This is a genomic window from Isachenkonia alkalipeptolytica (assembly GCF_009910325.1).
Taxonomy (GTDB): Bacteria; Bacillota; Clostridia; order Peptostreptococcales; family T1SED10-28; genus Isachenkonia; species Isachenkonia alkalipeptolytica.
The window spans coordinates 133,190-156,618 of sequence record NZ_SUMG01000002.1 but is presented as its reverse complement, the minus strand read 5'-3'; the positions used below and the strand labels follow the sequence as shown (position 1 = coordinate 156,618).

Genomic DNA, 23,429 nt, shown 5'->3' with positions numbered 1-23,429 from the left:
TATAATATTTAGATAACCGAGGAAAAAGGAGGAACCTTCTATGCCACTGCGCTATTTAATGGGAAGAGCCCATAGTAATCTTCAAGAAACTCTGTTTCAAGAAATCAGCCGCCGGGAACGGGAAAATCCCGAAGGCCGTTTTTTTTTAATCGTCCCGGAGCAGTTCACTCTGCAAACCGAGAGAGCCTTAATTGAATCCCAGGAACTCCGGGGAATACTAAACGTGGAAGTATTAAGTTTTACCCGTTTGGGATACCGGGTGTTTAACGAAGTGGGGGGCATCACCTCCGTGGTCATTGACGAGCTGGGAAAAAATATGATGATCAAAAAAATCCTTCAGGAGCATCGAGAGAAGCTGTTGATGTATGAGAAGATTTCTGACCAATTGGGCTTTGCAAAGAAAATGGGGGAGATGATCACGGAGCTGAAAAGACACCGGATCACCCCGGTGGAGCTGAATCAAACCATCCGGGAACTGGAGGAGGAGGGTCGGGAAGACAGCCCGATTAACTATAAACTCTGGGACATCAGCATGATTTATGAAAAGTTGAATCAGACCTTTGAAGACCGGTACTTAGACAGTGAAGACCGAATGGATCAGATGATTGATTATCTTCCCCGGGCATCCTTTATGAAAGGCACCGAGGTTTGGATCCACGGATTTTATCAGTATACCCCTCAAATGGAGTCGTTGATTGAAACCCTGGAAAAAGAGGCGGATAATATCACCCTTACCTTTGTGATGGAACAAAACCCCAGGGAGGAGGAACGGGAACTTTTCTCGGTACCGGAAAAGGCCCTGCTGAAGTTTAGGGCCATAGCCAAAGCCTCAGGGATCCAAGAGCGCTTTGTGTATCCGAAAAAAGAGGAGGCCCCGGAAATCCCCCGGGCCCTGCAGCATATCGAAAGGGAGTTTTACGCCTATCCCTATGAAAAATTCACCGAAGCACCGGAAGGTATTGAACTTTTTGCCGGGGCCAATCCCTACGGGGAAGTAGAGGAAATGGCGAGACGAATTATGACTTTGGTGCGGGAAAAGAACTATCGCTTTCGGGATATCGCCATTGTATCCGGAGATATTCAAGGGTATACCATGCTGATTCGAAGAGCCTTTGAAGAATACGGCATTCCTTTTTTTCTGGATGAAAAACGAAGCTCCATGGACCGTCCCGTGATGGAATGGATCCTTTCCGCATTGAAAACCGTGGAATCCAACTACCGATATGACCAGGTGTTTCGGTTCTTAAAAACCGGATTTCATGATTTAACCCTGGAGGAGGTGGAAAGCCTGGAGAACTACGCTCTGGCCTATGGGGTTCGGGGGAAGTCCTGGAAAGAGGACTTCCGGTACGGAAAAGAAGAAACCCTGGAAGAGCTGAACCACATTCGAAAACGTTTTATCGACCCCTTTCTTTCCCTGGAAAAACCCTTAAAAGGGAAAAAAACCGTAGAGGAAAAGACCAAATCCCTCTTCCGGTTTATGGATAAACAGGGGCTCAAGGAAAAACTGAATCACTGGCTACAGCAGCTGAAACAACAGGGCCACTTCGAGAGTCACAGTGAAAATACCCAGGTTTGGAACCAAACCATGGAGATTTTCGATCAACTGGTGGAGATTTTGGGGGAGCAGAAACTGTCTCTAAAAGAGTACATCAAGGTACTGGAATCCGGGTTTGAAGCCGGGGAAGTGGGGGTAATCCCCTCCACCATTGATCAGGTGTTGGTAGGGAACCTGGAACGTTCCCGAGCCCAGGACATCAAGGCCATGTTTTTAATCGGCGGAAACGACGGGGTAATTCCCTATACGGAGGAAAAGGAAGAGTTGTTTTTGGACCATGAGCGGGTCCTGTTAAAGAAAAAAGGGCTGGAAATGGAAGAGGACGGGGAGACCAAGCTCTTTGAGCAAAACTACGGGATTTATTTGGCCTTAACGAAACCCCGAAATTATCTCTGGTTCAGTTACGCGGTTTCCGATAATGAAGGTCGTGCTCTTCGTCCTTCGATTTTAGTGGAGCGGTTTTTAAGCCTGTTTCCAAAGTTGGAGATTCGAGACGAACGGTTTGACCTGGAAGGGGACATTGAAAAGGTATCCACAGCCTCGGGAACCTTTAACGAACTGACGGATAAAATGCGGGAATATGTGGAAGGAAAAGACATTGCCCCCCTATGGTGGGATGTGTATAGCTTCTATTTGGGGAAAGAGGACTGGCAGCAGCGAAGAGAGGCCATGATTCAGGGACTTTTTTATCAAAATCAAAAGGAGAGCATTGATCCGGCCTTGGCCAGGGAGCTCTATGAAACCCCGGTACGAGCCAGTGCATCAAGATTTGAGAAGTTTCATAACTGTCCCTTCGCTCATTTTGTCAGCTACGGCCTCCGTCCCAGGGAACGGAAAAAATATGAAGTGCAGACCGTGGATATGGGGGACCTTTTCCATCAATCCATTGATTCCTTTGCCAAGCGCTCCGAGGAGCAGAAACTGGACTGGAAAACCATGGATCCCCGACAGGGGGAGGCCTTAGTGGAGGCGGTAATCGATGAACTGGCGCCGAGCTTTGGCAACGGGGTGCTGACCAGCAGTTACCGTTATCAATACCTGACCCGGCGGCTGAAGCGGATCAGTAAAAAAACCGTAAAAACCCTGATTGAGCAGGTGCAGCAAGGGGATTTCGAACCCTATAAACATGAATTCGCGTTTGGGGAGGGGATGGTGGATAAGCTGCCCTTTGTCATTGAACTTTCCGGCGGGGAGAAAATTTACCTGGAAGGGCGGATTGACCGTTTGGACCGCCTGGTAGAGGATGGGGAGAGTTTTATAAAAGTAATGGACTACAAGTCCGGTTATGCGGAGTTTGATTTGAACGCATTGTATCACGGCCTGAAAATTCAGCTACTTTTGTATCTGGATGCGGCCCTGTCCTATGAAAGCTTAGGGGAAGGAAAACCCCTTCGTCCCGCCGGGGTATTCTACTTTAAAATAGAGGATCCCATGGTCAAGGATCCCGGTGCCGAAGATCCTTCGGAGGCGGAGCGGGAAGCCTATGAAAAAGCCGTGGAAAAGGAAATCAATAAACAGTTGAAAATGAAAGGATTGGCCCTGAAGGATGTGGAGGTGCTGAAGAAGATGGATAAGAACCTGGAGGCGGGCTCCGAGGTGCTACCCGTGGGGATCAAAAAGGACGGGGACTTTAAAAAGGCCTCTTCCGTTGCCTCGGAGGAAGAATTTCAAGGGATGATCCAATATGTCCGCAGCCTCCTGAGAGAATCCGGGGAAGATATCCTTCGGGGAAAGACCCGGGTGTCCCCCTGCAAGGTGGGCGACCGTACCCCCTGTGATTACTGTGAATATGGAGGGATCTGTCAGTTTGATCTGCAGCTGAAGGACAATCAGTTCCGGCACTTAAAGGACCGGAAACCGGAGGAAGTTCTGGGGGAAATTATGAAAAAAACCGGCATTCCTTCCGAGGATCAATCTACGGATCCGGGGGAAAAGAGCCGGAAAATAAAAGGAAAGGAGGGGAAGCATCATGCCTAAATGGACAAGGGAACAAAAACAAGCCATTGAATCCCGAGGGGAAAATTTGCTGCTGTCGGCGGCGGCGGGTTCAGGAAAAACCGCGGTACTGGTGGAACGAATTATTCAGATGATTACCGAAGATGAGTTGGACATCGACCGGCTGCTGATCGTAACCTTTACCAAGGCGGCGGCGGGGGAGATGCGGGAGCGAATCGGAAATGCGGTGGTGAAGGCCTTAGAGGAAAAAACCGGAAATCCCAATCATCTTCGACGACAGATGACCCTTCTCAACCGGGCGAAGATCACCACCCTTCACTCTTTTTGTATTGATGTGATTCAAAAAAACTTTCATTTAATTCATTTGGATCCTTCCTTTCGCATAGGAGACCAGACGGAAAACAGTCTACTAAGCAACGAGGCTTTAGGGGAGGTCTTCGAGGAACATTACGAAAAGCAACATCCCATTTTCCATCAGCTGGTGGAAAGCTTCGGAGGCAGTAAGGAGGACGACCCTCTAAAAGATATGGTGCTGAAAGCCTACCGCTTCACCCAAAGTCAGCCGGAGCCCATGGAGTGGCTGGAAAAACAAATGGAACACTTTCACCTGGACAAAGAGGCGGACCTGGAAAACCATCCCTGGACCCTGGAGCTGAAAAAAGGGATTGAACGGAGACTGAAGGGGGCTAAGGATCTGTTTCAACGGGCCCTGGAGGTCGCTGAAAGTCCGGGCGGGCCGGAAGCCTACATTGCCGCCCTGGAGGAAGATTTGAGGATGACGGAGGAGCTGGAAGCCCAGTTGGATAAAAGCTTAAACGGATTTTATCAGGTCTTAAAGGAATTGAAGCATCCCCGGCTGAAGAAGGTGAATAAAGAGGTCTGTGATCCCGCTTTAAAAGAGGAGGGGAAAGCCCTTCGGGACGACGGAAAAGATATGATCGGGAAAATTAAAAAGGACCAGCTACAGCAGAGTCCTTCCCGGTATTTTAAAGATTTACAGCGAATTGCGCCGCTGATGGATTATTTCTACGGTCTGGTGCGGGCCTATGATCAGCGCTACGGAGAGAAAAAACGGGAACAGGGACTGATGGACTTTAATGATCTGGAGCATTTCGCCCTGGAAATATTAAAGGATCCCAAGGCCCAACAGATGTACCGGGAACAGTTCGAGTATATTTTCATCGATGAGTATCAGGACAGCAATATCGTACAGGAAACTTTGATTCAGCGAATTTGCCGGGAGGACAATCTTTTTATGGTGGGGGATGTGAAGCAGAGTATTTATCGTTTCCGCCTGGGGGATCCCACCCTGTTTCTGGAAAAGTATGAAACCTTCGATAAAAAGCAGGAGGGGGAAGACCGGTCCCTGCTGAACCGACGAATCGATTTATCGAAAAACTTCCGTAGTCGAAGCTCCGTCATCGACGGGGTGAATTTTCTCTTTCGCCATTTGATGTCGAAGGATCTGGGGGAAATTCACTACGATGAGAGTGCGTATTTATACCGGGGAAGGGAGCATCACCCCATTGAAGACTCGGACCTGGAACTGCACCTGATTGAAAAAAAGGAAGAGGATCTTGAAGGGGTGGAAGAGGAGCTGCAAGAGCTGAAGGCCCTGGAGTTTGAAGCAAGGGTTGTGGTCAAACGGATCAAGGAACTGACCGGGGATATGGAAATTTACGATGAAAAGTTACAAGCCCTCCGGCGGGTTACTTACCGGGACATGGTGATTCTCCTGCGTTCCACGAAGAATTCCACGGATATTTTTCAGGAGGAACTGGCCCGGGAGGGGATCCCCGCCTATGCGGATTCCCACAGCGGATACTTTGAAGCCCTGGAAGTGCAAATGTTTCTGGATCTCCTACGGGTGGTGGACAACAAAGCTCAGGATATCCCCTTGATCAGTGTGATGCGCTCCCCCATGGGAGGGTTTACCACGGAGGAGCTGATCAAAATCCGTTTGGAAAACAAACAGGGATCCTATTACGAAGCCTTGAAAAACGCCGGGATCCACCGGCAGGATGCACTGGGAAAAAAAGCGGGAAGCTTCCTGGAAAACCTGAAAAAGTGGAAGGAAGATGCCCGGCTGTATAAAATCGATGAGTTCATCTGGAAGCTCCTGCGGGAGACCGGGTATTACTACTTTCTCGGGGCCATGCCCGGAGGAAAACAGCGCCAGGCCAATCTTCGAATCCTGCTGGACCGGGCCTCGGAGTTTCAGCAAACCTCGATTAAAGGACTGTTTCAATTTATCGAATTTATGGAGAAAATCAAACAGGGCAGCGATGATTTCGGAGCGGCAAAAATCCTGGGGGAAAAGGAAAATGTGGTTCGGCTGATGAGTATCCACAAGAGCAAAGGCCTGGAGTTTCCGGTGGTGTTTTTAGCCGGCCTGGGAAAGCAGTTTAACAAAATGGATATTCGAAGCCCTATGCTGATGCATAAGGATTTAGGCCTGGGACCGAAGTTTGTAGACTTACAAACCCGAACCTATCGGGATACTTTGGGAAAGGTGGCCATGAAGGAAGTGATCGAAGGGGAGAACCTTTCGGAAGAGATGCGCATTCTATATGTGGCCATGACAAGAGCCGAGGACAAGCTGGTGCTCTCCGCTTCGGTTCCGGGGATTGAAAAACAGCTGGAAAAATGGGAGCAGTCCCAGGGCAGTTATGCCCTCCGGTCGGCTAAAAGTCCCATGGACTGGATCGGTCCCCTGCTGATGAAGCATCAAGGGGTTTCCACCCTGAGGGAGGCCGGGGGCTTTGAACCTTCCCGGGAGGAGCTGATCAAGGACGAAAGCCCCTGGCGTATCGATTTAGTAGACCGAAAAGGGTTCTCCCAGAACCTTGTTGAAATCCGGGATAAAGAGGAGCAGGACCGACAGCGGTTTAAGGAACTGGAAAACCGGAAGGAAGAGGCCTTCAGTCCTTACCGAGAAACCATTCATCAAAGACTGGACTGGGTATACCCTTATAAAGGCAGTGAGAGCATTCCTTCCAAACTCACGGTGACGGATTTGAAAGCCTTTGACCGGGAATCCATGGAAAGGGTAAAGTACAAGGTGCCCAGCCTAAAGGAAGGCCCCCGTTTTCTGGAAGAGCAAAGGGCCTTTGAGGGAAAAGAGTTGGGAACCATCCTGCACTTTTTTATGCAGCATTTGGATTTTCATCAGGCGGAAGATCTATCCGCCCTGGAGAAGCAAAGAGAGGAAATGGTTCGCCGTGACCTGCTTCGGGAAGAGGAGGCCGAGGCCCTGGAGCTTGAAAAAGTCCAGCGCTTTCTCCAAAGCCCTCTGGGGCGACGGATGAAAAAGGCGAAAAAAATTCACCGGGAGGAACCCTTTAATATTTGGAAAAAGGCCGGGGATTTGTCTAAGGAGCTGGCAGGCTGTGAGGATAAGGTGCTGATCCAAGGGATGATCGACTGTTATTTTGAAGAGGCAGGCCAGTGGGTGCTGGTGGATTATAAGAGTGATTATCTCTGGGAAGGCAATCGCAGGGAAAAAATCGAAACCTACAGGCCCCAGCTAAGGCTTTACCGGGAAGCCTTGGAGTCCATTACCGGTACCGGAGTCAAAGAAACCATTATTCACTTTTTCTATACCGGAGAATCCATCGAAATCTAATCATTAATTGGAGGGATCTTTATGAAAGAGACAGGAATACCCCTGGATCAATTGGAAAAAGCCCGGGAGCGCTTGAAAAACCGGGGGAAAATCACCCCCCTTCTCCGGGGCGAAACCCTGGATCATCGGGTGGGGGCCCAAGTTTATGTAAAACCGGAAAATCTCCAGGTAACCGGATCCTTTAAAATCCGGGGAGCCACCAACAAAATGCTGACCCTGGGGAAAGAGGCCCTGGAAAAAGGGGTGATCGCCGCCTCCTCGGGGAATCACGCCCTGGGGGTCAGCTACGCGGCAAAAATGCTGAACACCAAAGCGGTAATCGTGATGCCCACCAATGCTCCGAAAATCAAACGGGAAAAGGCGAAAGCCCTGGGGGCCGAGGTAATCCTTCACGGGACCACCTCCAGGGAGCGTTACGATAAGGTGGAGGAACTGATCCGGGCCCATGGATATACTCTGATCCACTCCTATGCCGACGAAGATTTAATGGCGGGCCAGGGAACCGTGGGATTGGAAATCCTGGAAGCCCTCCCCGAGGTAGACCGGGTGGTGGTACCCTTAGGGGGCGGCGGCTTGCTCTCCGGTGTGGTTAGCGCCATTAAAGGGACCAATCCCAACATCCAGGTGGTGGGGGTGGAAACCGAAGCGGTGCCCCGTTATACTGTAAGCCTGGAAAATCGACGGCCGACCACGGTGGAAATTCAGGACACCTTTGCCGACGGTCTCCGGGTGGTGGAGCCGGGAAAACGGAATTTTGAAATCATTCAAGCCCTGGTGGACCAGGTGATCACCGTGGGGGAATCCGACCTCCGTCAAGCCACAAAAGCCCTCTATATGGAAACGAAGCTTGTGGTGGAGCCTTCCGCAGCGGTGGGGATTGCCGCGGCCCTGGGAGGAAAATTGCAACTGAAAAAAAAGGAGAAGGTCTGTTTTCTTCTCAGCGGGGGCAATGTGGATGAAGAGACCATGATCGAAATATTGAAAGGGGGATCCTATGAAGGTAATTGATTTTCACTGTGATACCATGCTCAGAATTATGGACAGTGGAGAGGGGGCAGAACTGAAAGCCAACGATTTTCAGGTGGATATCGGGAAGCTGAAACAAGGAAAGGTCCTGGCCCAGTTCTTCGCCCTGTTCTTTGATCTGAAGGTTGTGAGCAGAAAAAAGAAAAGCCCCTTTGACCATACCATGGAAATGCTTCAGCGCTTTGAGGAGGAACTGAAGAAAAATCCCGGGGATATCGCCTTGGCTAAAGGATCGAAGGATCTTTTAAAAAATGAAGGGAAAGGAAAGATCTCCGCCTTTTTGACCATCGAAGAAGGGGAAGCCATCGAGGGCAGTTTGGACAAATTATCCGCTTTTCACCAACGGGGGGTTCGATTGATCACCCTTACCTGGAATCATGAAAATCAAATCGGCTTTCCCAATATTCACTACCAAAACCGGGATCGGGGACTAAAGCCCTTCGGCAAAGAAGTCATTGAGGCCATGAATCACTTAGGGATGCTGATTGATGTTTCCCATCTCTCCGACGGAGGTTTTTGGGATGTGGCGGAGGGATCGAAACAGCCTTTTATCGCTTCCCACTCCAATGCCAGGACGGTGAAAACACATCCCAGGAATCTATCCGATGAAATGCTAAGAGCCTTAGGCAACGGCGGAGGGGTTACGGGTCTGAACTTCGCCCATTATTTTTTAAGTGATGATCCCATAAGCAAAATCGAAGCCATGCTTAAGCATATGCGACACATCATTAACGTAGCGGGAATCGAGGCTCTGGTTCTTGGCAGCGACTTTGACGGGATCAGCAGTACACTGGAAATCCAAGATATGGGAGAAATTCAAGGGTTGATTGCAGCCATGGAAAAGGAAGGGTTTTCATCGAAGGAAATCGAGTATATCACCCATAAAAACGGACGTCGGATGATTCACGAAGTTTTGGGGTAACTGTTTAATTATAGGGACTGGGCTGTTGTGAAAACCGCTTTCCTGTAATACAATAGTAAATAATCAAGAAATACAATTATATAGAACAGGGAGTGATGAATTGTGGAAAAAGTCATAGACATCAAAGAAGCGATTTCCTATATGGAAGACGGCATGACCATTATGATCGGAGGGTTTTTAGGCAATGGATCCCCGGACCGATTAATTGAAGGTCTCCTGGAAAAAGGGGTTAAGGACTTGACCTTGATCTGTAACGATACCGGTTTTCCTGATCGGGGGATCGGAAAGCTTGTGGTGAACAAACAGGTAAAAAAAGTGATAACCTCCCATATCGGCACCAACAAGGAGTCGGGAAAACAGATGCACAGCAACGAGATGGATGTTCGCCTGGTTCCCCAGGGAACCCTGGCGGAACAGATCCGATCCGCCGGAGCAGGCCTGGGGGGCTTCTTAACCCCTACAGGGGTCGGCACCGTGGTGGAAGAGGGAAAAGAAGTGGTGGAAGTTGACGGAAAGGACTATTTATTGGAGATGCCCATAAAGGCGGATCTGGCCCTTATTCGAGGCAGTATCGTGGATGGAAAAGGGAATATCTGGTATAGGAACTCCACTAGGAATTTTAACCCCATCATGGCGATGGCGGCGGACCGGGTGATCGTGGAAGCGGAACAGGTGGTCAATGTCGGGGAGATCGATCCCAACAATGTGGCAACACCCCATATTTTTGTCGATCATATTGTAAGGGGGACGGTATAATGGAAGCGAGAGAACGAATTGTTAAACGGGTAGCAAAAGAGTTAAAAGACGGGGATATCGTCAACCTTGGCATCGGTATGCCCACCAAGGTGGCTAATTATATTGAAGAGGATGTGGAAGTGATTCTTCAATCGGAAAACGGATACATCGGTATGGGGGGCGCTCCGGAACCGGGGAAGGAAGATCCGGACCTGGTCAATGCGGGAGGCATGCATGTCACTGTGAAAAAAGGCGCCGCATTTTTCGACAGCGCCACTTCCTTTGCCATTATTCGGGGAGGCCATGTGGATGCTACGGTACTAGGAGCTCTTCAAGTGGATCAGGAAGGAAATCTGGCTAATTGGATGATTCCCGGGAAGATGGTTCCCGGTATGGGAGGAGCCATGGACCTGGTAGTGGGAGCCAAAAGAGTGATAGTTGCCATGGAACATACCAGCAAGGGCAGTCCCAAAATCCTGAAGCAATGCAACTTGCCCTTAACCGCGGAAAAGGAAGTGGACCTGATAGTAACGGAAATGGGTGTGTTTGAAGTTGCGAAGAAAGGGCTGGTCCTAAAGGAGCGGGCCAAGGAAGTCACTGTGGAAGAAATAAAAGAAGCAACCGAAGCGGACTTTACGGTAGCGACTCCCTTGGAGATTATGAATCCTTAGAAAAGTAATCGTTGTAACGATAATCGAGTGAACCACTTCTCATCATCAATACCGGGAGAAGTGGTTTTTTTATGGAAATTTGGCTAAAAGTATTGAAAAACCTTGCGTCGAAACAAATGTTCGTTATATAATGGGGGTATAACCCAGTATTGGAGTGGACTGTCATGATGGGAAGAACCCATGCCGCCTTTGGCGTATTCACCGTACTATTTACAGCGACAATCATCGGATTATCCTTTTATGACCATGAACTGAATGTAGTTTCCATAGGGGTGGCCCTGCTTGGGGCCCTGCTTCCCGATATGGATATGGGAGGTTCTAGCCTATCTAAAGGCTTCGGGGTTGTAAAAGCGGACTTAATCGAAAAGATCTGGTTTTTACTCCTGGGGATCTTATTGGTGGCAGGGTACCTTGCCTTTGAGAATACCCCGATCTTCCATGGGATCCTATTCATGATATTTATGGGCTTTGTCATGTCGAAATCCTTTGCGAAAAAAGGGTTCCGCACCTTGAGAAATATCACCCATGGTCTGGTGGCCCTTCTCAGTATTTTTGCTGCTTATTATTATCATCATTATCCCTTAGCGTGGGTGGGGTTTTTGTTGCTGCTTTTGCTTATCAGCAATCATCGGGGACTGTCCCATTCTTTGTTATTTTTAGCCTTAGTGATTTTTGCAACCCATCAAATTACAACCTTTTACGGTTATCCAAATTACAGCGTGATTCTGGGGATCGGAATGGGCTCCCATATTTTTTCCGATATGTTTACGAAACAGGGGCTCAGATTGTTTTGGCCTCTGGATAAAAAAGTGCGTTTCCCTTTTTATATTAAAACCGGAGGAAAGCTGGAAAACTTCATTTTTCTGCTAATCAGCGTATTAGTTATTCGCCTGGGGTTGATGCTTTAAGAGTTTATTTACAAAAAACCTTTTAAAATCCTTAAAAAGAGGTATAAATACATAAACTTATAAAAAGGATGTGAAGGTATGATTGATAATTTAAAAGTGAAACCGGAGAAGCTTACCAGTTCATGTAAAATCGAAGACTTGGATTTTGAAACCACCGCAGACTTAAAGCCCCTTAGGGGGATTATCGGACAGGAACGGGCGACGAAAGCCCTGGAGTTCTCACTGAATGTAAAGAAAAAAGGCTATAACGTTTATATTTCCGGCTTAAGCGGTACCGGAAGAAATAGCTATGCCCGGTCCATTACTGAAGAACATGCCAAAGAAATGAAGGCACCGGATGATTGGGTCTATGTATATAATTTTTCCACCCCGGATAAACCGAAGGCTCTTTCCATGGATAAAGGTACCGGAAAGGAATTTAAAAAAGATTTGGAACAGGTTATCGATAAGCTGTTGGAAGAAATTCCGAATGCTTTTTCCGGTACGGATTATGAAACCCAAAAGAGTGAAATTCATCAACAATATCAGCAAAAGCATAAAGAAGTCATTCAAAAACTCAACGAAATTGCGAAGAAGCATGGCTTTGTTTTTCGGGAAACGGAGCAGGGGCTGGTCACCGCACCCTTAAGCGACGGAAAACCCATGAGTCAGGAAGAGTATGAAGAGCTGAGCACCGAAGAAATTCAAGAGCTGCGGGAAAAGTCGGAAAAATTGAATCTGGAAACCATCGATCTATTCAATGAGCTTCGCAGTATTGAAGAAAAGGCCCGGGAGGAGATTAAAAAACTGGAAAAACGGGTCAGCTACTATGTTCTAAACGAACACCTGAAGGATCTGTTTAAAGCCTACGGTAAACGGCAAAAAGTTGTGGATTATCTACACGAGCTGGAACAGGATATTCTTGAAAATATCAAGCAGTTTAAAAACGGTAAATCCAAAGGGGCCCAGAGCCCTCAGGAAATGCTGATGATGCAGATGAAACCCAAAGGAAATTTTATGAACCGCTATCAGGTTAATTTATTTATTGATAACAGTAAAAAAGAATATGCGCCCATGATTCAAGAAACCAACCCCAGTTACTATAATCTTTTAGGAAGTATAGAATATAAAAACGAAATGGGGGCTTTGAAAACCGACTTTACCCAGATCAAGCCGGGAGCATTGCACCAGGCCAACGGAGGATTTCTAATTATTCAGGCAAGGGAAGTGTTGACAGAACCCTTTGCATGGCAAATTCTAAAAAGATCCTTAAAGACCGGAGAGATTAACATCGAAAACATGGGTAAGCAGTGGGGCCAGGTGGTAACCTCCAGCATTAAACCGGAGCCCATCCCCTTGGATATCAAAGTGATTTTAATCGGAGACCCTTACATTTATCGACTACTGTTTTCCTATGATGAGGACTTTAAAAAATTATTTAAGGTTATGTCGGATTTTGACGTGGAAATGGATAAGAATAAAGATCATATGATGAAAATGGCCGGCTTCATCTCCGCCCACTGTGAAGAACAGGAACTATTGGATTTTGATAAATATGCGGTAAAGCGGGTTATTGACTACAGCTCAAGGATTGCAGATCATCAAAAGAAGCTCAGCTCCCGCTTTAATCAGATTGTGGAGATTCTATATGAAGCAGATGCCTGGGCGTCCACAGAGAATGCTACTCACGTGGGAACGGAACATGTGGAAAAAGCCATCCAGGAAAAAATCTATCGAAACAGTAAGTATGAGGAAAAATTAAATGAGATGTTTGACGAGGGAACCCTTTTAATTGATGTTGAAGGAGAAAAAATCGGACAGATCAACGGATTAGCGGTTATGGGTACCGGGGAACATTCCTTTGGAAGACCCAGCCGGATCACTGTATCCACCTATAAAGGAAAAGCCGGAATCATCAATGTAGAGCGGGAAGTAAAACAGAGTGGAAATATCCACGATAAAGGGGTATTAATCCTCAGCGGGTATTTAGGAGCGAAATTTGCTCAAAAAAATCCCATGGCACTTTCGGTAAGCATCAGTTTTGAACAAACCTATTCCATGATTGATGGAGACAGTGCCTCCAGTACGGAGCTTTATGCAATCCTTTCAAGCATTGCGGATATTCCCCTGAAACAGGGAATCGCCGTAACGGGATCCGTAAATCAAAAGGGAGAAATTCAACCCATCGGCGGCGCAAACGAAAAAATCGAAGGATTTTATGATGTTTGTAAAATCAAAGGCTTAACCGGTGAGCAAGGGGTTATGATCCCGGAGAAAAATTTAAAAAATCTGATGCTTAAAGAAGAGGTCATAGAATCGGTAAAAGCCGGAGAGTTTCATATATATGCCATTAGTCATGTGGATCAAGGCATCGAAATCTTAACAGGAATCCCCGCAGGGAAGTGCGATGAGGAAGCCGGCTACCCGGAAGGCACAATTTATCATAAAGTAGCGGAGAAGCTTAAGCGGGTTCATGAAGAGGAAAAGAAAGACCATAAAAAAGAAGAAAACAAGTAATTTAACCGCAATGCCGAGAAGTCTCCCTCCTCTTAGCCTTCCTTACTCAAAAAGTGAGCGCGTAGGTGGGAGATGAATCGGTGGTTTTGTTCTTGCAAAAAGGGGTATACTAAATATGTCAGCTCGGTGTATTCTGAATGCGACAACCAAGCGATGATTACACTCCTTCTCTGTGTAAAATATTCAAGGTAATGAGTTAGCTTATTTGCTGACACATGAACCGTGGGACACGCGGGGATAGCTCGCTTATGCTGTAGTCGGTAGACTACTCGAACGAGAAGCCCCCACTTCTATAAGTGGTGGGAGTATGTCACAAGTCTGACAAGGGGTTTTTCCTTAGAACCTCTGTAGAACCATGGCAAGAACAATACGGAAAAAAATAAAAAAACACGGGAAGAGAAAAAATCTCTCCCGTGTTTTTTTATTCTTTTATTCTTTTATTTTTTATTAAGTGGATGGATTTGGAAAACGGTTTTTGGATCATCCAGGAAGCCTTAGCGATGTTTTTGACAATCAATGACTCGGCTCTCGGTAACAATCATATCGACGGGCACGTCGTAGCGGTCAATGGGCAGGGAATCCACAATTTGAAAGTCTAGGGCTAAGGCAATGGTAACCGGATTTTGCTCCAACGTGGGAAGAAATCGGTCATAGTACCCTCCGCCATAGCCGATGCGGTAACCACTCGTGGTAAAGGCCAAACCGGGAACAATGACCAGATCAATAATTTTGGGATCCTTCGGACGAAAAGCAAAGGGTTTCGGTTCCATTACACCGAAATGCCCGGTTTCCAGATCTTTCTCCAAATCCAGAAGCTCAGAAATGATAATCTTTTTTTCCTTCGGTTGAGTAACGGGAATAAACACTTGTCGATTTTTTGCAAGAAAATCCCGAATTAATAAAGTGGTGTGAATTTCCTCCCGGAAGGGAACATAAGTCATAAGTTTCCTTGCGTTTTCATAGGCCGATAAGCCCTGTAATCGATGAAAAATTTCCAAGCTCTTTTCCTTGATTTCCAGGGGGGAAAGGGATTTTCGTTGCTGGATCATCTCTTGGCGCAGCTCTTTCTTGTTAAAAGACATTTTAAACTCCTCCTTTGGTCTTATTTTAACATTCATTCAGGAATTATTGTTAATTCGATTGGAATTTATAAAAAAAGGCTGTTATAATAAATAAGAAGCTTATGTCAATCAAACAAAGCATTTGGACAACTGATATTTGTTAAAACTTTATAAAATTATATAAATTTCGTTGGAAAAGAAGGGAATGGTCGTTTTTTGTCGAATAACTATATAGTAGGAGATGATTCAGCTTGATCGAATTTCAAAATGTGGGAAAAACCTATCGCCATGATGTCGTGGCTTTAAAAGATATCAATATAAAAATTGATAAAGGAGAGTTTGTGTTTTTAGTAGGACCCAGCGGGGCCGGAAAATCCACTTTTATAAAATTACTGCTCCATGAGGAACAAGCAACTTCAGGAAAAATCATGATGAATGAAGACGATATCACCAAGGTATCCAATCGAAACATTCCTCTGCTCCGAAGGAGTATTGGTGTGATTTTTCAGGATTTCCGGTTATTGCCGAATAAAACCGTATATGAGAACGTAGCCTTTGCCATGGAAATTGTGGAGGCAAAGAGTCGGGAGATCCGACGGCAGGTTCCGATGGTATTAGGTTTGGTAGGACTGAGCGATAAAGCAAAGAAATATCCCAATGAACTCTCAGGAGGAGAAATGCAACGGGTGTCCATAGCAAGAAGTATTATTAACAATCCAAGTATTGTCATTGCCGACGAACCCACGGGGAACCTTGACCCCGATACCGCTTGGGAAATCATGCGGGTACTGCGCCACATCAATCAGCGGGGAACCACGATCATCATGGCCACCCATGCCAAGGATATTGTTGATGTGATGGAGCAGCGGGTAATAGCCATAGAAAAGGGCACAGTGATTCGGGACGACAAGAAAGGAGTATATGGCTATGAAGATTAAAACCATGGGATATATGACAAAGCAAGGATTACTGGGATTATGGAGGAACCGGGGCATGTCCATTGCTTCCATCGGTTCCGTAACTGCCTCACTGTTGGTTCTAGGGGTTATTATCACCCTGGTGATCAATATGAACAATATTGCCTTAATGGGGCAAAGTCAGTTCGACAATATTCAGGTCTACCTGGAAGAGGAACTGGAAAATGAAAAAATCGACAGCATCGGCACAGAGCTGGAAAGCATTCAAGGGGTCGCCAATGTGGAATACGAGTCCCAGGATGATGCTTTGGATAAAATGAAGGAAAGCTGGGGAGAACAGGGATATCTGCTGGATACCTTGGAGAACAATCCCTTACCGAATTCCTACATTGTGTACTTTCAAGAGTTAGAGGCTTCCCAAGCGGTGGTACGAAACATCCAGGGAATTTCCGGTGTGGATGAAGTAAGATATTACCAGGATGTTATCGATAACCTTGTAAACATTGCGGATTTTGTTCAAGTGGCAGGCCTGTTTTTAATTGTCATTTTAGGATTGATTGCAGTGTTTATCATTTCCAACACCATAAAGCTCACCTTAAATGCAAGAAGACAGGAAATCACCATTATGAAATATGTGGGAGCCACCAACTGGTTTATTCGATGGCCCTTTGTCATTGAAGGGATATTTTTAGGATTGATCGGATCCTTAATTGCCCTGACCGTGGTGTACTTCGGATATGAATATATTTACAACTTGGTTTACACTCGATTCTATGCCTTGTTTGCTGAATACATTGTCTCGGCGGACGCCATGCTGCAACAAATTTCCTTAGTGTTTGTGGTGCTTGGAATCGGGGTTGGAATACTGGGTAGTTTAATCTCCATGCGAAAACACTTAAAAGTGTAATCACAAATTGAAAGGATGGGATGTATAGTGAAAAGAAGCAGCAAGTTTATCATGATTATTGCATCGTTTTTACTGGTAACTTCCGGGATGTATGTATTTGCCAATGAAATTGATGAAAAAAAAGATAGCTTAAAGGAAGTGGAAGAACGACAAAAAGCCGTGGAAAGCCAAATTCAAGACAAATCCATGGAAGAAGCGGAAATTATTGAGAAAATCGAAACCTTGGAAATGGAAATTATCGAGACGGAAGATGAAATCGACCGTCTCGAAGGGCAAATATCTGAAACCACAGAAAAAATTGAAGACACCAAGGAAGAATTGGTGGAAGCGGAAGAGACCATTGTAGAGAAAAATGACACCCTGGAATCCCGTCTAGACACCATGTACCGCCGGGGAAATATTGGGTACATAGAAGTATTATTAGGATCAGGGGACTTTACCGAACTGTTAACGAATGTGGACATGATTCGAAAGATTGCCAATCAAGACGTGGAACTAATCGAAGAGTTGGAAGAACAGAGAAACCTTATTGCCAGTAAGAAAAAGATGTTGGAAGACCAAGAGGCTAAACTGGTGAGTTACCAGGAGGACGCAAAGGATCAAAAAGAGCAGTTGCAAGTTTCCAGAGGCACTCAAGTAAGCCTGCGTCGAGAAGTTCAAAGCGCCATTGGTCAGATGGAAGAGGAACTGAACCAAAAGGAACAGGAATCCCAAAATCTTCAGGCGGAGATCCAAGAGCTTCAAGAAGCGGAACGAGCCCGTTTAGAAGCGGAGCGACGTAGAAAGGAAGAGGAAAGAAAAGCCCAGGAGCAGGCTGCCAAGGAAGAGGCTACCAAGGACCAGGGTAGCCAGGAGCAAGTAGACACCAGCCGACCATCGGTCTGGCCGGTACCGGGATATACCCGAATCTCTTCTCCCTACGGAAATCGAACCCATCCTGTATTGGGAGGAACAAGATTCCACGCGGGAATTGATATCCCTGCACCCTCAGGCACGCCGGTTGTGGCCGCTGCATCAGGGACTGTAATCATGTCTCAGTACAGCGGAAGCTATGGCAATGTTGTGGTTATTGATCATGGAAACGGCATCTCCACGCTCTATGCTCACAATTCCAGGAATCAAGTGAGTAGAGGACAACAGGTCCAAGGCGGCGAAACCATTGCTCGGATCGGAACCACGGGGATGTCCACAGGGCCACACCTACACTTTGAAGTGCAACGGAACGGAAATACCACCAATCCCATGGACTGGTTACGTAATTGATAGAGAAAAAAATAAAAAAATACAAACAAAAAAAGTGACCCATAGCAAACAAATGTTGAAATAGATAGATTAAAGTGAATAGGGCTGGGTAAATTAGTACTCAAAGACCATTTTCCATATAAAGGGGAGAAAGAGCATGAAAAAAAGAAAGTTTTTATGTCTGATGATGGTATTTTTGTTGCTGATTAGCCCAGCCCTATTTTCTTTTGCTGAAGAAGTCGATGAAGTTCAGGATCAGTTAAAGGAAGTGGAGGAAGAGCAACGGGAAATCGAAGCAAAAATTGAAGAGAATGAAATGGAAGAATCGGAGATTATTGAGAAGCTTGAAGAGATTGAAATGGAAATCATCGAAGCGGAAAGAGAAATTGATGACATTGAATCTAATATCTCCCGGGTTACAGAGGACATTGAAGTAACCGAGGAGGAGCTTTTGGAGGCCAAGGCGGGTTTAGGCGATAAAAATGAGTTGCTGGGCACTCGAGTCGCGGCCATGTACCGAAAAGGAAGTATCAGTTACATAGAAATACTTTTTGGTTCCCGGGACTTTACGGAACTTCTTTCCAACATGGATATGATTCGAAAAATTGCGGACCATGATGTACAATTGATTGAGGAACTGGAAGAACAGGCCGCTCTGGTGGCAGCAAAGCAGGATATTCTGGAGGATCAAAAGAGTCAACTGTTAAGCTACCAACAGGATGTGGAAAACAAGGTGGAAACCCTGCAAGTATCCAGGGGAACCCAAAAGCGTCTCAGGGTGGAAATCCAAAGTACCATCGCGGAGATGGAACAGGAACTCTCAGAACGGGAAGAAGAGTCGGAGTATCTTGAAGGAGAAATCCAGCGAATAGAAAGAGAAATCCAGGAACGAATGGAAGCGGAAAAACGGGCGGCTGAGGAACAGGCCCGCAAAGAAGCGGAAGAACAGGCAAGACGGGAAGCGGAAAGAAAGGCGGAGGAAGAAGCGGAACGGGAAGCATCGGAGGAAGAGGATGCTGCTGAAGAAAGGGAACCGGAGCCGGAAGAATCGGAAGAAGAAGAGGAACCCTCCACTCCTGCTGAGGCCAATCGGTCCTGGCCGGTGCCGGGCTATCGTAGAATTTCTTCCGCCTACGGTTACCGGACCCATCCCATCTTCGGTGAATGGAGACCCCACTGGGGAATTGACATTCCTGCCCCCATGGGGACACCGATTGTGGCCAGTTTGTCCGGGGAAGTGATGCTCTCCACCTATGGACCAAGCTACGGTAACTATGTTGTGATTTACCATGGTGAAGGAATCTCTACTTTATACGCACATAATTCCCAAAATCATGTATCGGTAGGAGACCGAGTGGAACAGGGGGAAGTCATTGCATCTATTGGCAGTACAGGATACTCCACGGGGCCTCATCTGCACTATGAAGTACGAGTGAATGGAGACCCGAAAGTCATTAATCCCTATCATTGGTTAAATGAATAATGTGTGGTAGAATATAAGGATGATACAAAGGCAATGAAAGATAAAGCTGAGATAAACGACAGAGAATAAAGAGGAGCGCGTTGAATGATAAGTAAAAAGAAAGCATTAATCGGCGCTGTAGTGTTGGTGCTGCTAACCACAATCGTGAATATGACATTAGGCAATTACATTGCCCTTCAAGTGGGAGAGAACTACTTAATATCCGATGATCATATGGAGCATTATCAGGAATTGGAAGAGGATTTTTCAAAGCTGACCTATATGAGAGATTTTTTGTTGGAGAATTACTATGAGGATCTGGATGAGTCCACTCTGATGGAAGGGGCGGTACGGGGAATGTTTGAAGCTACGGGAGACCCTTATACCACCTATATGAGCTCCGACGAATATGAGGATTTCATGACGGAAACCGAAGGCTCTTTTGGAGGGATCGGAATTATCGTGACCCCGGGAGAAGACGGATATGTTACCGTTGTATCCCCTATAGAAAGCACCCCGGGATATCGAGCGGGGATTCAAACCGGAGACCGTATTATAGAGGTTGACGGAGAAGAAGTCCAAGGCCCGAATCTTAATAAAGCCGTGGACCTGATGCGGGGAGAACCGGGAACGGAAGTGGATGTTGCCATTCGAAGAGAAGGAGAACGGGAACTGATCGAACTTACCATTGAGCGGGAAACCATTAAGATTGAAACCGTTCAATATGAAATGCTGGAAGAGGATATCGGCTATATCCGAATTACCAACTTTAATCAACAAACCGCCGGGGACTTTAACGAAGCCCTGGATGCTTTGGTAGAAGATAATATGGAGGCTTTGGTGCTGGATCTTCGAAACAATCCGGGGGGACTATTAAGCCAAACCATTGAAATTGCCGATATGATTCTGGATGAACAGGTGATTGTTTATACCGAGGACCGGGAAGGAAATCAACAGCAAGAAACCGCTTCAAGTGATCATGTGGATGTTCCCTTGACCGTACTGGTAAATAAAGGAAGTGCCAGTGCTTCGGAAATTTTAGCCGGAGCGGTGCAAGACGGTAACCGTGGGACGGTTATTGGAGAAACCACCTTTGGAAAAGCTTTGGTTCAAGGTATTCGAAGCTATGAAGAAGACGGCTCCGGTTTTCGATATACCGTATCCCAGTACTTTACTCCCGAGGGAAACTACATTCAGGATGAAGGCATTGAGCCGGACATCATCGTGGAAATGGAACAAACCGTCAGCGTAGACCTGATTGAAGAAGGGGAAGACAAGCAGTTGGAAAAGGCCATTGAGGTTTTAAAAGAAGAACTGGGCCTTGAATAGGAAGCAATCATCCTTTCAAGAACAAAGGACAAGTTAATTGAATATGGATTTTCAATGTGCTATAATAATAGTGTGGTAGTGAGATTATGTCAACTGCCACATTATTTTTGCTTTATCAATAATAATGATTATTAATTAGGAAACCCCGAAGGAGGATCCCATGAAAAACAAAGTCAGGGTACTGGGCTATATGATGTTTTTGGATTTCTTATTGACCTATTTCGGGGTGGTGGATTTAAACGTCATTGAAGAGGCAAACCCTTTGATGGTATGGCTCTTTGAGCTCCCCTTGTTAAAAGCGGCTATTTTAAGAGTTCTGATGATCCTCGGGGTCATGTTTCTTATTCGACGAACGAAAAAATATAAAGATCCCATTGCTAAATTCGGCCTGGTGGTCTATGCCATGGTGCTGTTTCTTCATATGGCATGGCTATGGCACTATAATGTGGGGGTCTAGTTATTGGGTAAAGCGGTGACGGCAAAATCACGAGGGCATCGGTTGACAAGCCCGGTAAAAAAACATACAATAATACGAACTAATATACGAACTAAAGTTCTCAACAAATCAAAAAAAGTACAGTCAACAAGGAAGATGAAACCATAATAAAGGATGAGATTTAATGGAGGAACGTTTTGAAATTCAATCGTCTTTTCAACCCACGGGGGATCAGCCCCAGGCCATTGGGGACTTGGTCAGCAGTCTGAATCAAGGGCATCGGGATCAAACCCTTTTAGGGGTTACCGGGTCGGGAAAGACCTTCACCATGGCTAACGTGATTCAGCAGGTGCAACGGCCCACCTTGGTATTGGCCCATAACAAAACCCTGGCGGCCCAACTGGCCAGCGAGTTCCGGGAGTTTTTTCCCCACAATGCGGTGGAATATTTTGTAAGCTATTACGATTATTATCAGCCCGAGGCCTATGTGGCCCATAATGATATGTTCATCGAAAAGGATGCCTCCATCAATGATGAAATTGATAAACTGCGACACTCCGCCACTTCCGCTCTTTTTGAACGACGGGATGTGATTATCGTAGCCAGTGTATCCTGTATCTACGGTCTGGGAAATCCGGAAGAGTATAAGGAATTGGGGCTGTCCTTGAGACCGGGGATGGAACGGGATCGAGATGAGATTCTTCGGAAACTGGTGGATATTCAATATGAACGGAATGATATAAATTTTGTACGGGGGACCTTTCGGGTACGGGGGGATATCCTGGAAATTTTTCCTGCAAATTCATCGGAGCAGGCGATCCGCGTGGAATTTTTCGGAGATGAAATTGAGCGGATTACGGAAGTGAACGCCCTTACCGGGGAAATTGTAGGGGAACGGGTCCATGTATCCATTTTCCCGGCGTCCCACTATGCTACGGGATCGGAAAAGCTGGAAGATGCCATTAAGGCCATTGAAGAGGAGTTGGAAGAACGGGAAGCCTATTTTAAACAGGAGGAAAAACTTTTGGAAGCCCAGCGGATTCGACAGCGGACCATGTATGATATCGAAATGCTTCGGGAAACCGGATTCTGCCAGGGAATTGAGAACTACTCCCGTCATTTATCCGGTAGAGAACCGGGAAGTCGTCCCTTTACCCTGCTGGACTATTTTCCTGATGACTATTTAATGATCGCCGATGAATCCCATGTCAGTATCCCTCAGGTACGGGGAATGTTCGGCGGGGACCGCTCCCGAAAGGAAAATCTGGTGGAGTACGGATTTCGTCTCCCTTCGGCTTATGATAATCGACCGTTGAATTTTGAGGAATTTGAATCCTTAATCAATCAGATTGTGTACGTTTCCGCAACACCGGGGCCCTATGAAAGTGAGCGGAGTCAGATGATTACGGAACAGTTGATTCGTCCCACGGGAATTATTGATCCCAAGGTGGATGTCCGTCCGGTAAAAGGGCAGATTGATGATCTGGTCGGAGAAATTTATAAAGAAGTAGAGAAAAAATTCCGGGTACTGGTGACCACCTTAACGAAAAAAATGTCGGAAGACTTGACCAACTATTTGGAAGAACTGGGGATTAAAGTGCGCTATCTCCACTCGGATATTGACACCATGGAACGGATGGAAATTATCCGGGACCTTCGCCTGGGAAAATTTGATGTATTAATCGGCATCAACCTCCTTCGAGAAGGACTGGATTTACCGGAAGTATCCCTGGTGGCCATTCTCGATGCGGACAAGGAAGGCTTTCTTCGTTCGGAAACCTCCATGGTCCAAACCATCGGTCGCGCCGCCAGAAATACGGAAGGCCGGGTAGTGATGTATGCGGATAAAATCACGGGGTCTATGAAACGGGCCATTGATGAGACGGAAAGACGGCGAGGGGTGCAAATCGCCTATAATGAGAAACATAACATTCAACCGATTACTATTAAGAAAGACATCAGCGAGATCATTGAAGCCACAAAAGTGGCGGAGGATGAAGTGGAATATACCCTGGAACTGGCGAAAAAGAAGCCGAAGAAAGAGCAGTTAACCGAGAGCCAGCGGGAAAAACGAATCACCCTGCTGGAAAAAGAAATGAAAGCCGCGGCAAAAGCCTTGGAATTCGAAAAGGCAGCGGAACTTCGGGATGAAATTGAACAATTAAAAGAGGTGTAGAG

The 23,429-nt window shown here is 46.4% G+C and carries 16 protein-coding genes; 15 read left to right on the top strand and 1 reads right to left on the bottom strand.

The features are described 5' to 3' along the window. The first annotated feature begins 40 nt into the window (after positions 1–40). From addB to ISALK_RS02455, 8 genes are all read left to right on the top strand, one after another. Positions 41–3,535, top strand: coding sequence for a helicase-exonuclease AddAB subunit AddB (gene addB / locus ISALK_RS02490; RefSeq protein ID WP_160718692.1), 3,495 nt, complete (start codon positions 41–43; stop codon positions 3,533–3,535). Further along, positions 3,528–7,139: a helicase-exonuclease AddAB subunit AddA gene (gene addA, locus ISALK_RS02485; RefSeq protein ID WP_160718690.1), complete on the top strand. Its 3,612-nt coding sequence runs from the start codon at positions 3,528–3,530 to the stop codon at positions 7,137–7,139. Before addB ends, addA begins: the two co-directional genes overlap by 8 nt. Positions 7,140–7,160: 21 nt before the next feature. Further along, complete coding sequence (locus ISALK_RS02480; protein ID WP_160718688.1) at positions 7,161–8,147, top strand: threonine ammonia-lyase; 987 nt, start codon at positions 7,161–7,163, stop codon at positions 8,145–8,147. Beyond that, a complete protein-coding gene (locus ISALK_RS02475; protein ID WP_160718686.1) occupies positions 8,134–9,087 on the top strand; it encodes a dipeptidase in 954 nt (317 codons plus the stop codon). The genes ISALK_RS02480 and ISALK_RS02475 overlap by 14 nt, the downstream gene beginning before the upstream one ends. 102 nt (positions 9,088–9,189) lie before the next feature. After that, positions 9,190–9,843 carry an acetate CoA-transferase subunit alpha gene (atoD, locus tag ISALK_RS02470; RefSeq protein WP_160718684.1) on the top strand — a complete coding sequence of 218 codons (654 nt, stop codon included), beginning with the start codon at positions 9,190–9,192 and terminating at the stop codon, positions 9,841–9,843. Then, a complete protein-coding gene (locus tag ISALK_RS02465; RefSeq protein WP_160718682.1) occupies positions 9,843–10,493 on the top strand; it encodes a CoA transferase subunit B in 651 nt (216 codons plus the stop codon). Before atoD ends, ISALK_RS02465 begins: the two co-directional genes overlap by 1 nt. A 164-nt stretch (positions 10,494–10,657) precedes the next feature. After that, positions 10,658–11,401 carry a metal-dependent hydrolase gene (locus tag ISALK_RS02460; RefSeq protein ID WP_160718680.1) on the top strand — a complete coding sequence of 248 codons (744 nt, stop codon included), beginning with the start codon at positions 10,658–10,660 and terminating at the stop codon, positions 11,399–11,401. Between the two features lie 78 nt (positions 11,402–11,479). Further along, positions 11,480–13,897, top strand: coding sequence for a Lon protease family protein (locus tag ISALK_RS02455; RefSeq protein ID WP_160718678.1), 2,418 nt, complete (start codon positions 11,480–11,482; stop codon positions 13,895–13,897). Between the two features lie 494 nt (positions 13,898–14,391). On the opposite strand, the gene ISALK_RS02450 is transcribed toward ISALK_RS02455, so the two are convergent. After that, complete coding sequence (locus ISALK_RS02450; RefSeq protein ID WP_160718676.1) at positions 14,392–14,979, bottom strand: 5-formyltetrahydrofolate cyclo-ligase; 588 nt, start codon at positions 14,977–14,979, stop codon at positions 14,392–14,394. A gap of 230 nt (positions 14,980–15,209) precedes the next feature. On the opposite strand from ISALK_RS02450, the gene ftsE reads away from it, so the two are divergent. The 7 genes from ftsE (at position 15,210) to uvrB (ending at position 23,427) form a co-directional block, all read left to right on the top strand. Further along, entirely contained in the window at positions 15,210–15,896 is a 687-nt protein-coding gene (gene ftsE / locus ISALK_RS02445; RefSeq protein WP_160718674.1) for a cell division ATP-binding protein FtsE, read from the top strand. Further along, on the top strand, positions 15,886–16,782 hold the full coding sequence (gene ftsX / locus ISALK_RS02440) for a permease-like cell division protein FtsX (RefSeq protein WP_160718672.1): 897 nt from the start codon (positions 15,886–15,888) through the stop codon (positions 16,780–16,782). Before ftsE ends, ftsX begins: the two co-directional genes overlap by 11 nt. A 27-nt stretch (positions 16,783–16,809) precedes the next feature. Beyond that, positions 16,810–18,045, top strand: a complete 1,236-nt coding sequence (locus tag ISALK_RS02435; protein ID WP_371723405.1) for a murein hydrolase activator EnvC family protein — start codon at positions 16,810–16,812, stop codon at positions 18,043–18,045. A 136-nt stretch (positions 18,046–18,181) separates the two neighbouring features. Beyond that, on the top strand, positions 18,182–19,507 hold the full coding sequence (locus ISALK_RS02430) for a peptidoglycan DD-metalloendopeptidase family protein (protein ID WP_160718670.1): 1,326 nt from the start codon (positions 18,182–18,184) through the stop codon (positions 19,505–19,507). An 84-nt stretch (positions 19,508–19,591) separates the two neighbouring features. Further along, positions 19,592–20,815: a S41 family peptidase gene (locus ISALK_RS02425; protein ID WP_160718668.1), complete on the top strand. Its 1,224-nt coding sequence runs from the start codon at positions 19,592–19,594 to the stop codon at positions 20,813–20,815. Between the two features lie 160 nt (positions 20,816–20,975). Beyond that, a complete protein-coding gene (locus tag ISALK_RS02420) occupies positions 20,976–21,272 on the top strand; it encodes a DUF5658 family protein (protein ID WP_160718666.1) in 297 nt (98 codons plus the stop codon). A gap of 163 nt (positions 21,273–21,435) precedes the next feature. Beyond that, positions 21,436–23,427 (top strand): excinuclease ABC subunit UvrB, encoded by a 1,992-nt coding sequence (gene uvrB / locus ISALK_RS02415; protein ID WP_160718664.1) that lies wholly within the window; start codon positions 21,436–21,438, stop codon positions 23,425–23,427. Positions 23,428–23,429 lie beyond the last annotated feature (2 nt).

Excerpts from the sequence above, each read along its gene's own strand:
- addB (WP_160718692.1), top strand. The coding sequence starts at position 41 with ATGCCACTGCGCTATTTAATGGGAAGAGCCCATAGTAATCTTCAAGAA.
- addA (WP_160718690.1), top strand. The coding sequence starts at position 3,528 with ATGCCTAAATGGACAAGGGAACAAAAACAAGCCATTGAATCCCGAGGG.
- ISALK_RS02480 (WP_160718688.1), top strand. The coding sequence starts at position 7,161 with ATGAAAGAGACAGGAATACCCCTGGATCAATTGGAAAAAGCCCGGGAG.
- ISALK_RS02475 (WP_160718686.1), top strand. The coding sequence starts at position 8,134 with ATGAAGGTAATTGATTTTCACTGTGATACCATGCTCAGAATTATGGAC.
- ISALK_RS02465 (WP_160718682.1), top strand. The coding sequence starts at position 9,843 with ATGGAAGCGAGAGAACGAATTGTTAAACGGGTAGCAAAAGAGTTAAAA.
- ISALK_RS02460 (WP_160718680.1), top strand. The coding sequence starts at position 10,658 with ATGATGGGAAGAACCCATGCCGCCTTTGGCGTATTCACCGTACTATTT.
- ISALK_RS02455 (WP_160718678.1), top strand. The coding sequence starts at position 11,480 with ATGATTGATAATTTAAAAGTGAAACCGGAGAAGCTTACCAGTTCATGT.
- ISALK_RS02450 (WP_160718676.1), bottom strand. The coding sequence starts at position 14,979 with ATGTCTTTTAACAAGAAAGAGCTGCGCCAAGAGATGATCCAGCAACGA.
- ftsX (WP_160718672.1), top strand. The coding sequence starts at position 15,886 with ATGAAGATTAAAACCATGGGATATATGACAAAGCAAGGATTACTGGGA.
- ISALK_RS02430 (WP_160718670.1), top strand. The coding sequence starts at position 18,182 with ATGAAAAAAAGAAAGTTTTTATGTCTGATGATGGTATTTTTGTTGCTG.
- ISALK_RS02425 (WP_160718668.1), top strand. The coding sequence starts at position 19,592 with ATGATAAGTAAAAAGAAAGCATTAATCGGCGCTGTAGTGTTGGTGCTG.
- ISALK_RS02420 (WP_160718666.1), top strand. The coding sequence starts at position 20,976 with ATGAAAAACAAAGTCAGGGTACTGGGCTATATGATGTTTTTGGATTTC.
- uvrB (WP_160718664.1), top strand. The coding sequence starts at position 21,436 with ATGGAGGAACGTTTTGAAATTCAATCGTCTTTTCAACCCACGGGGGAT.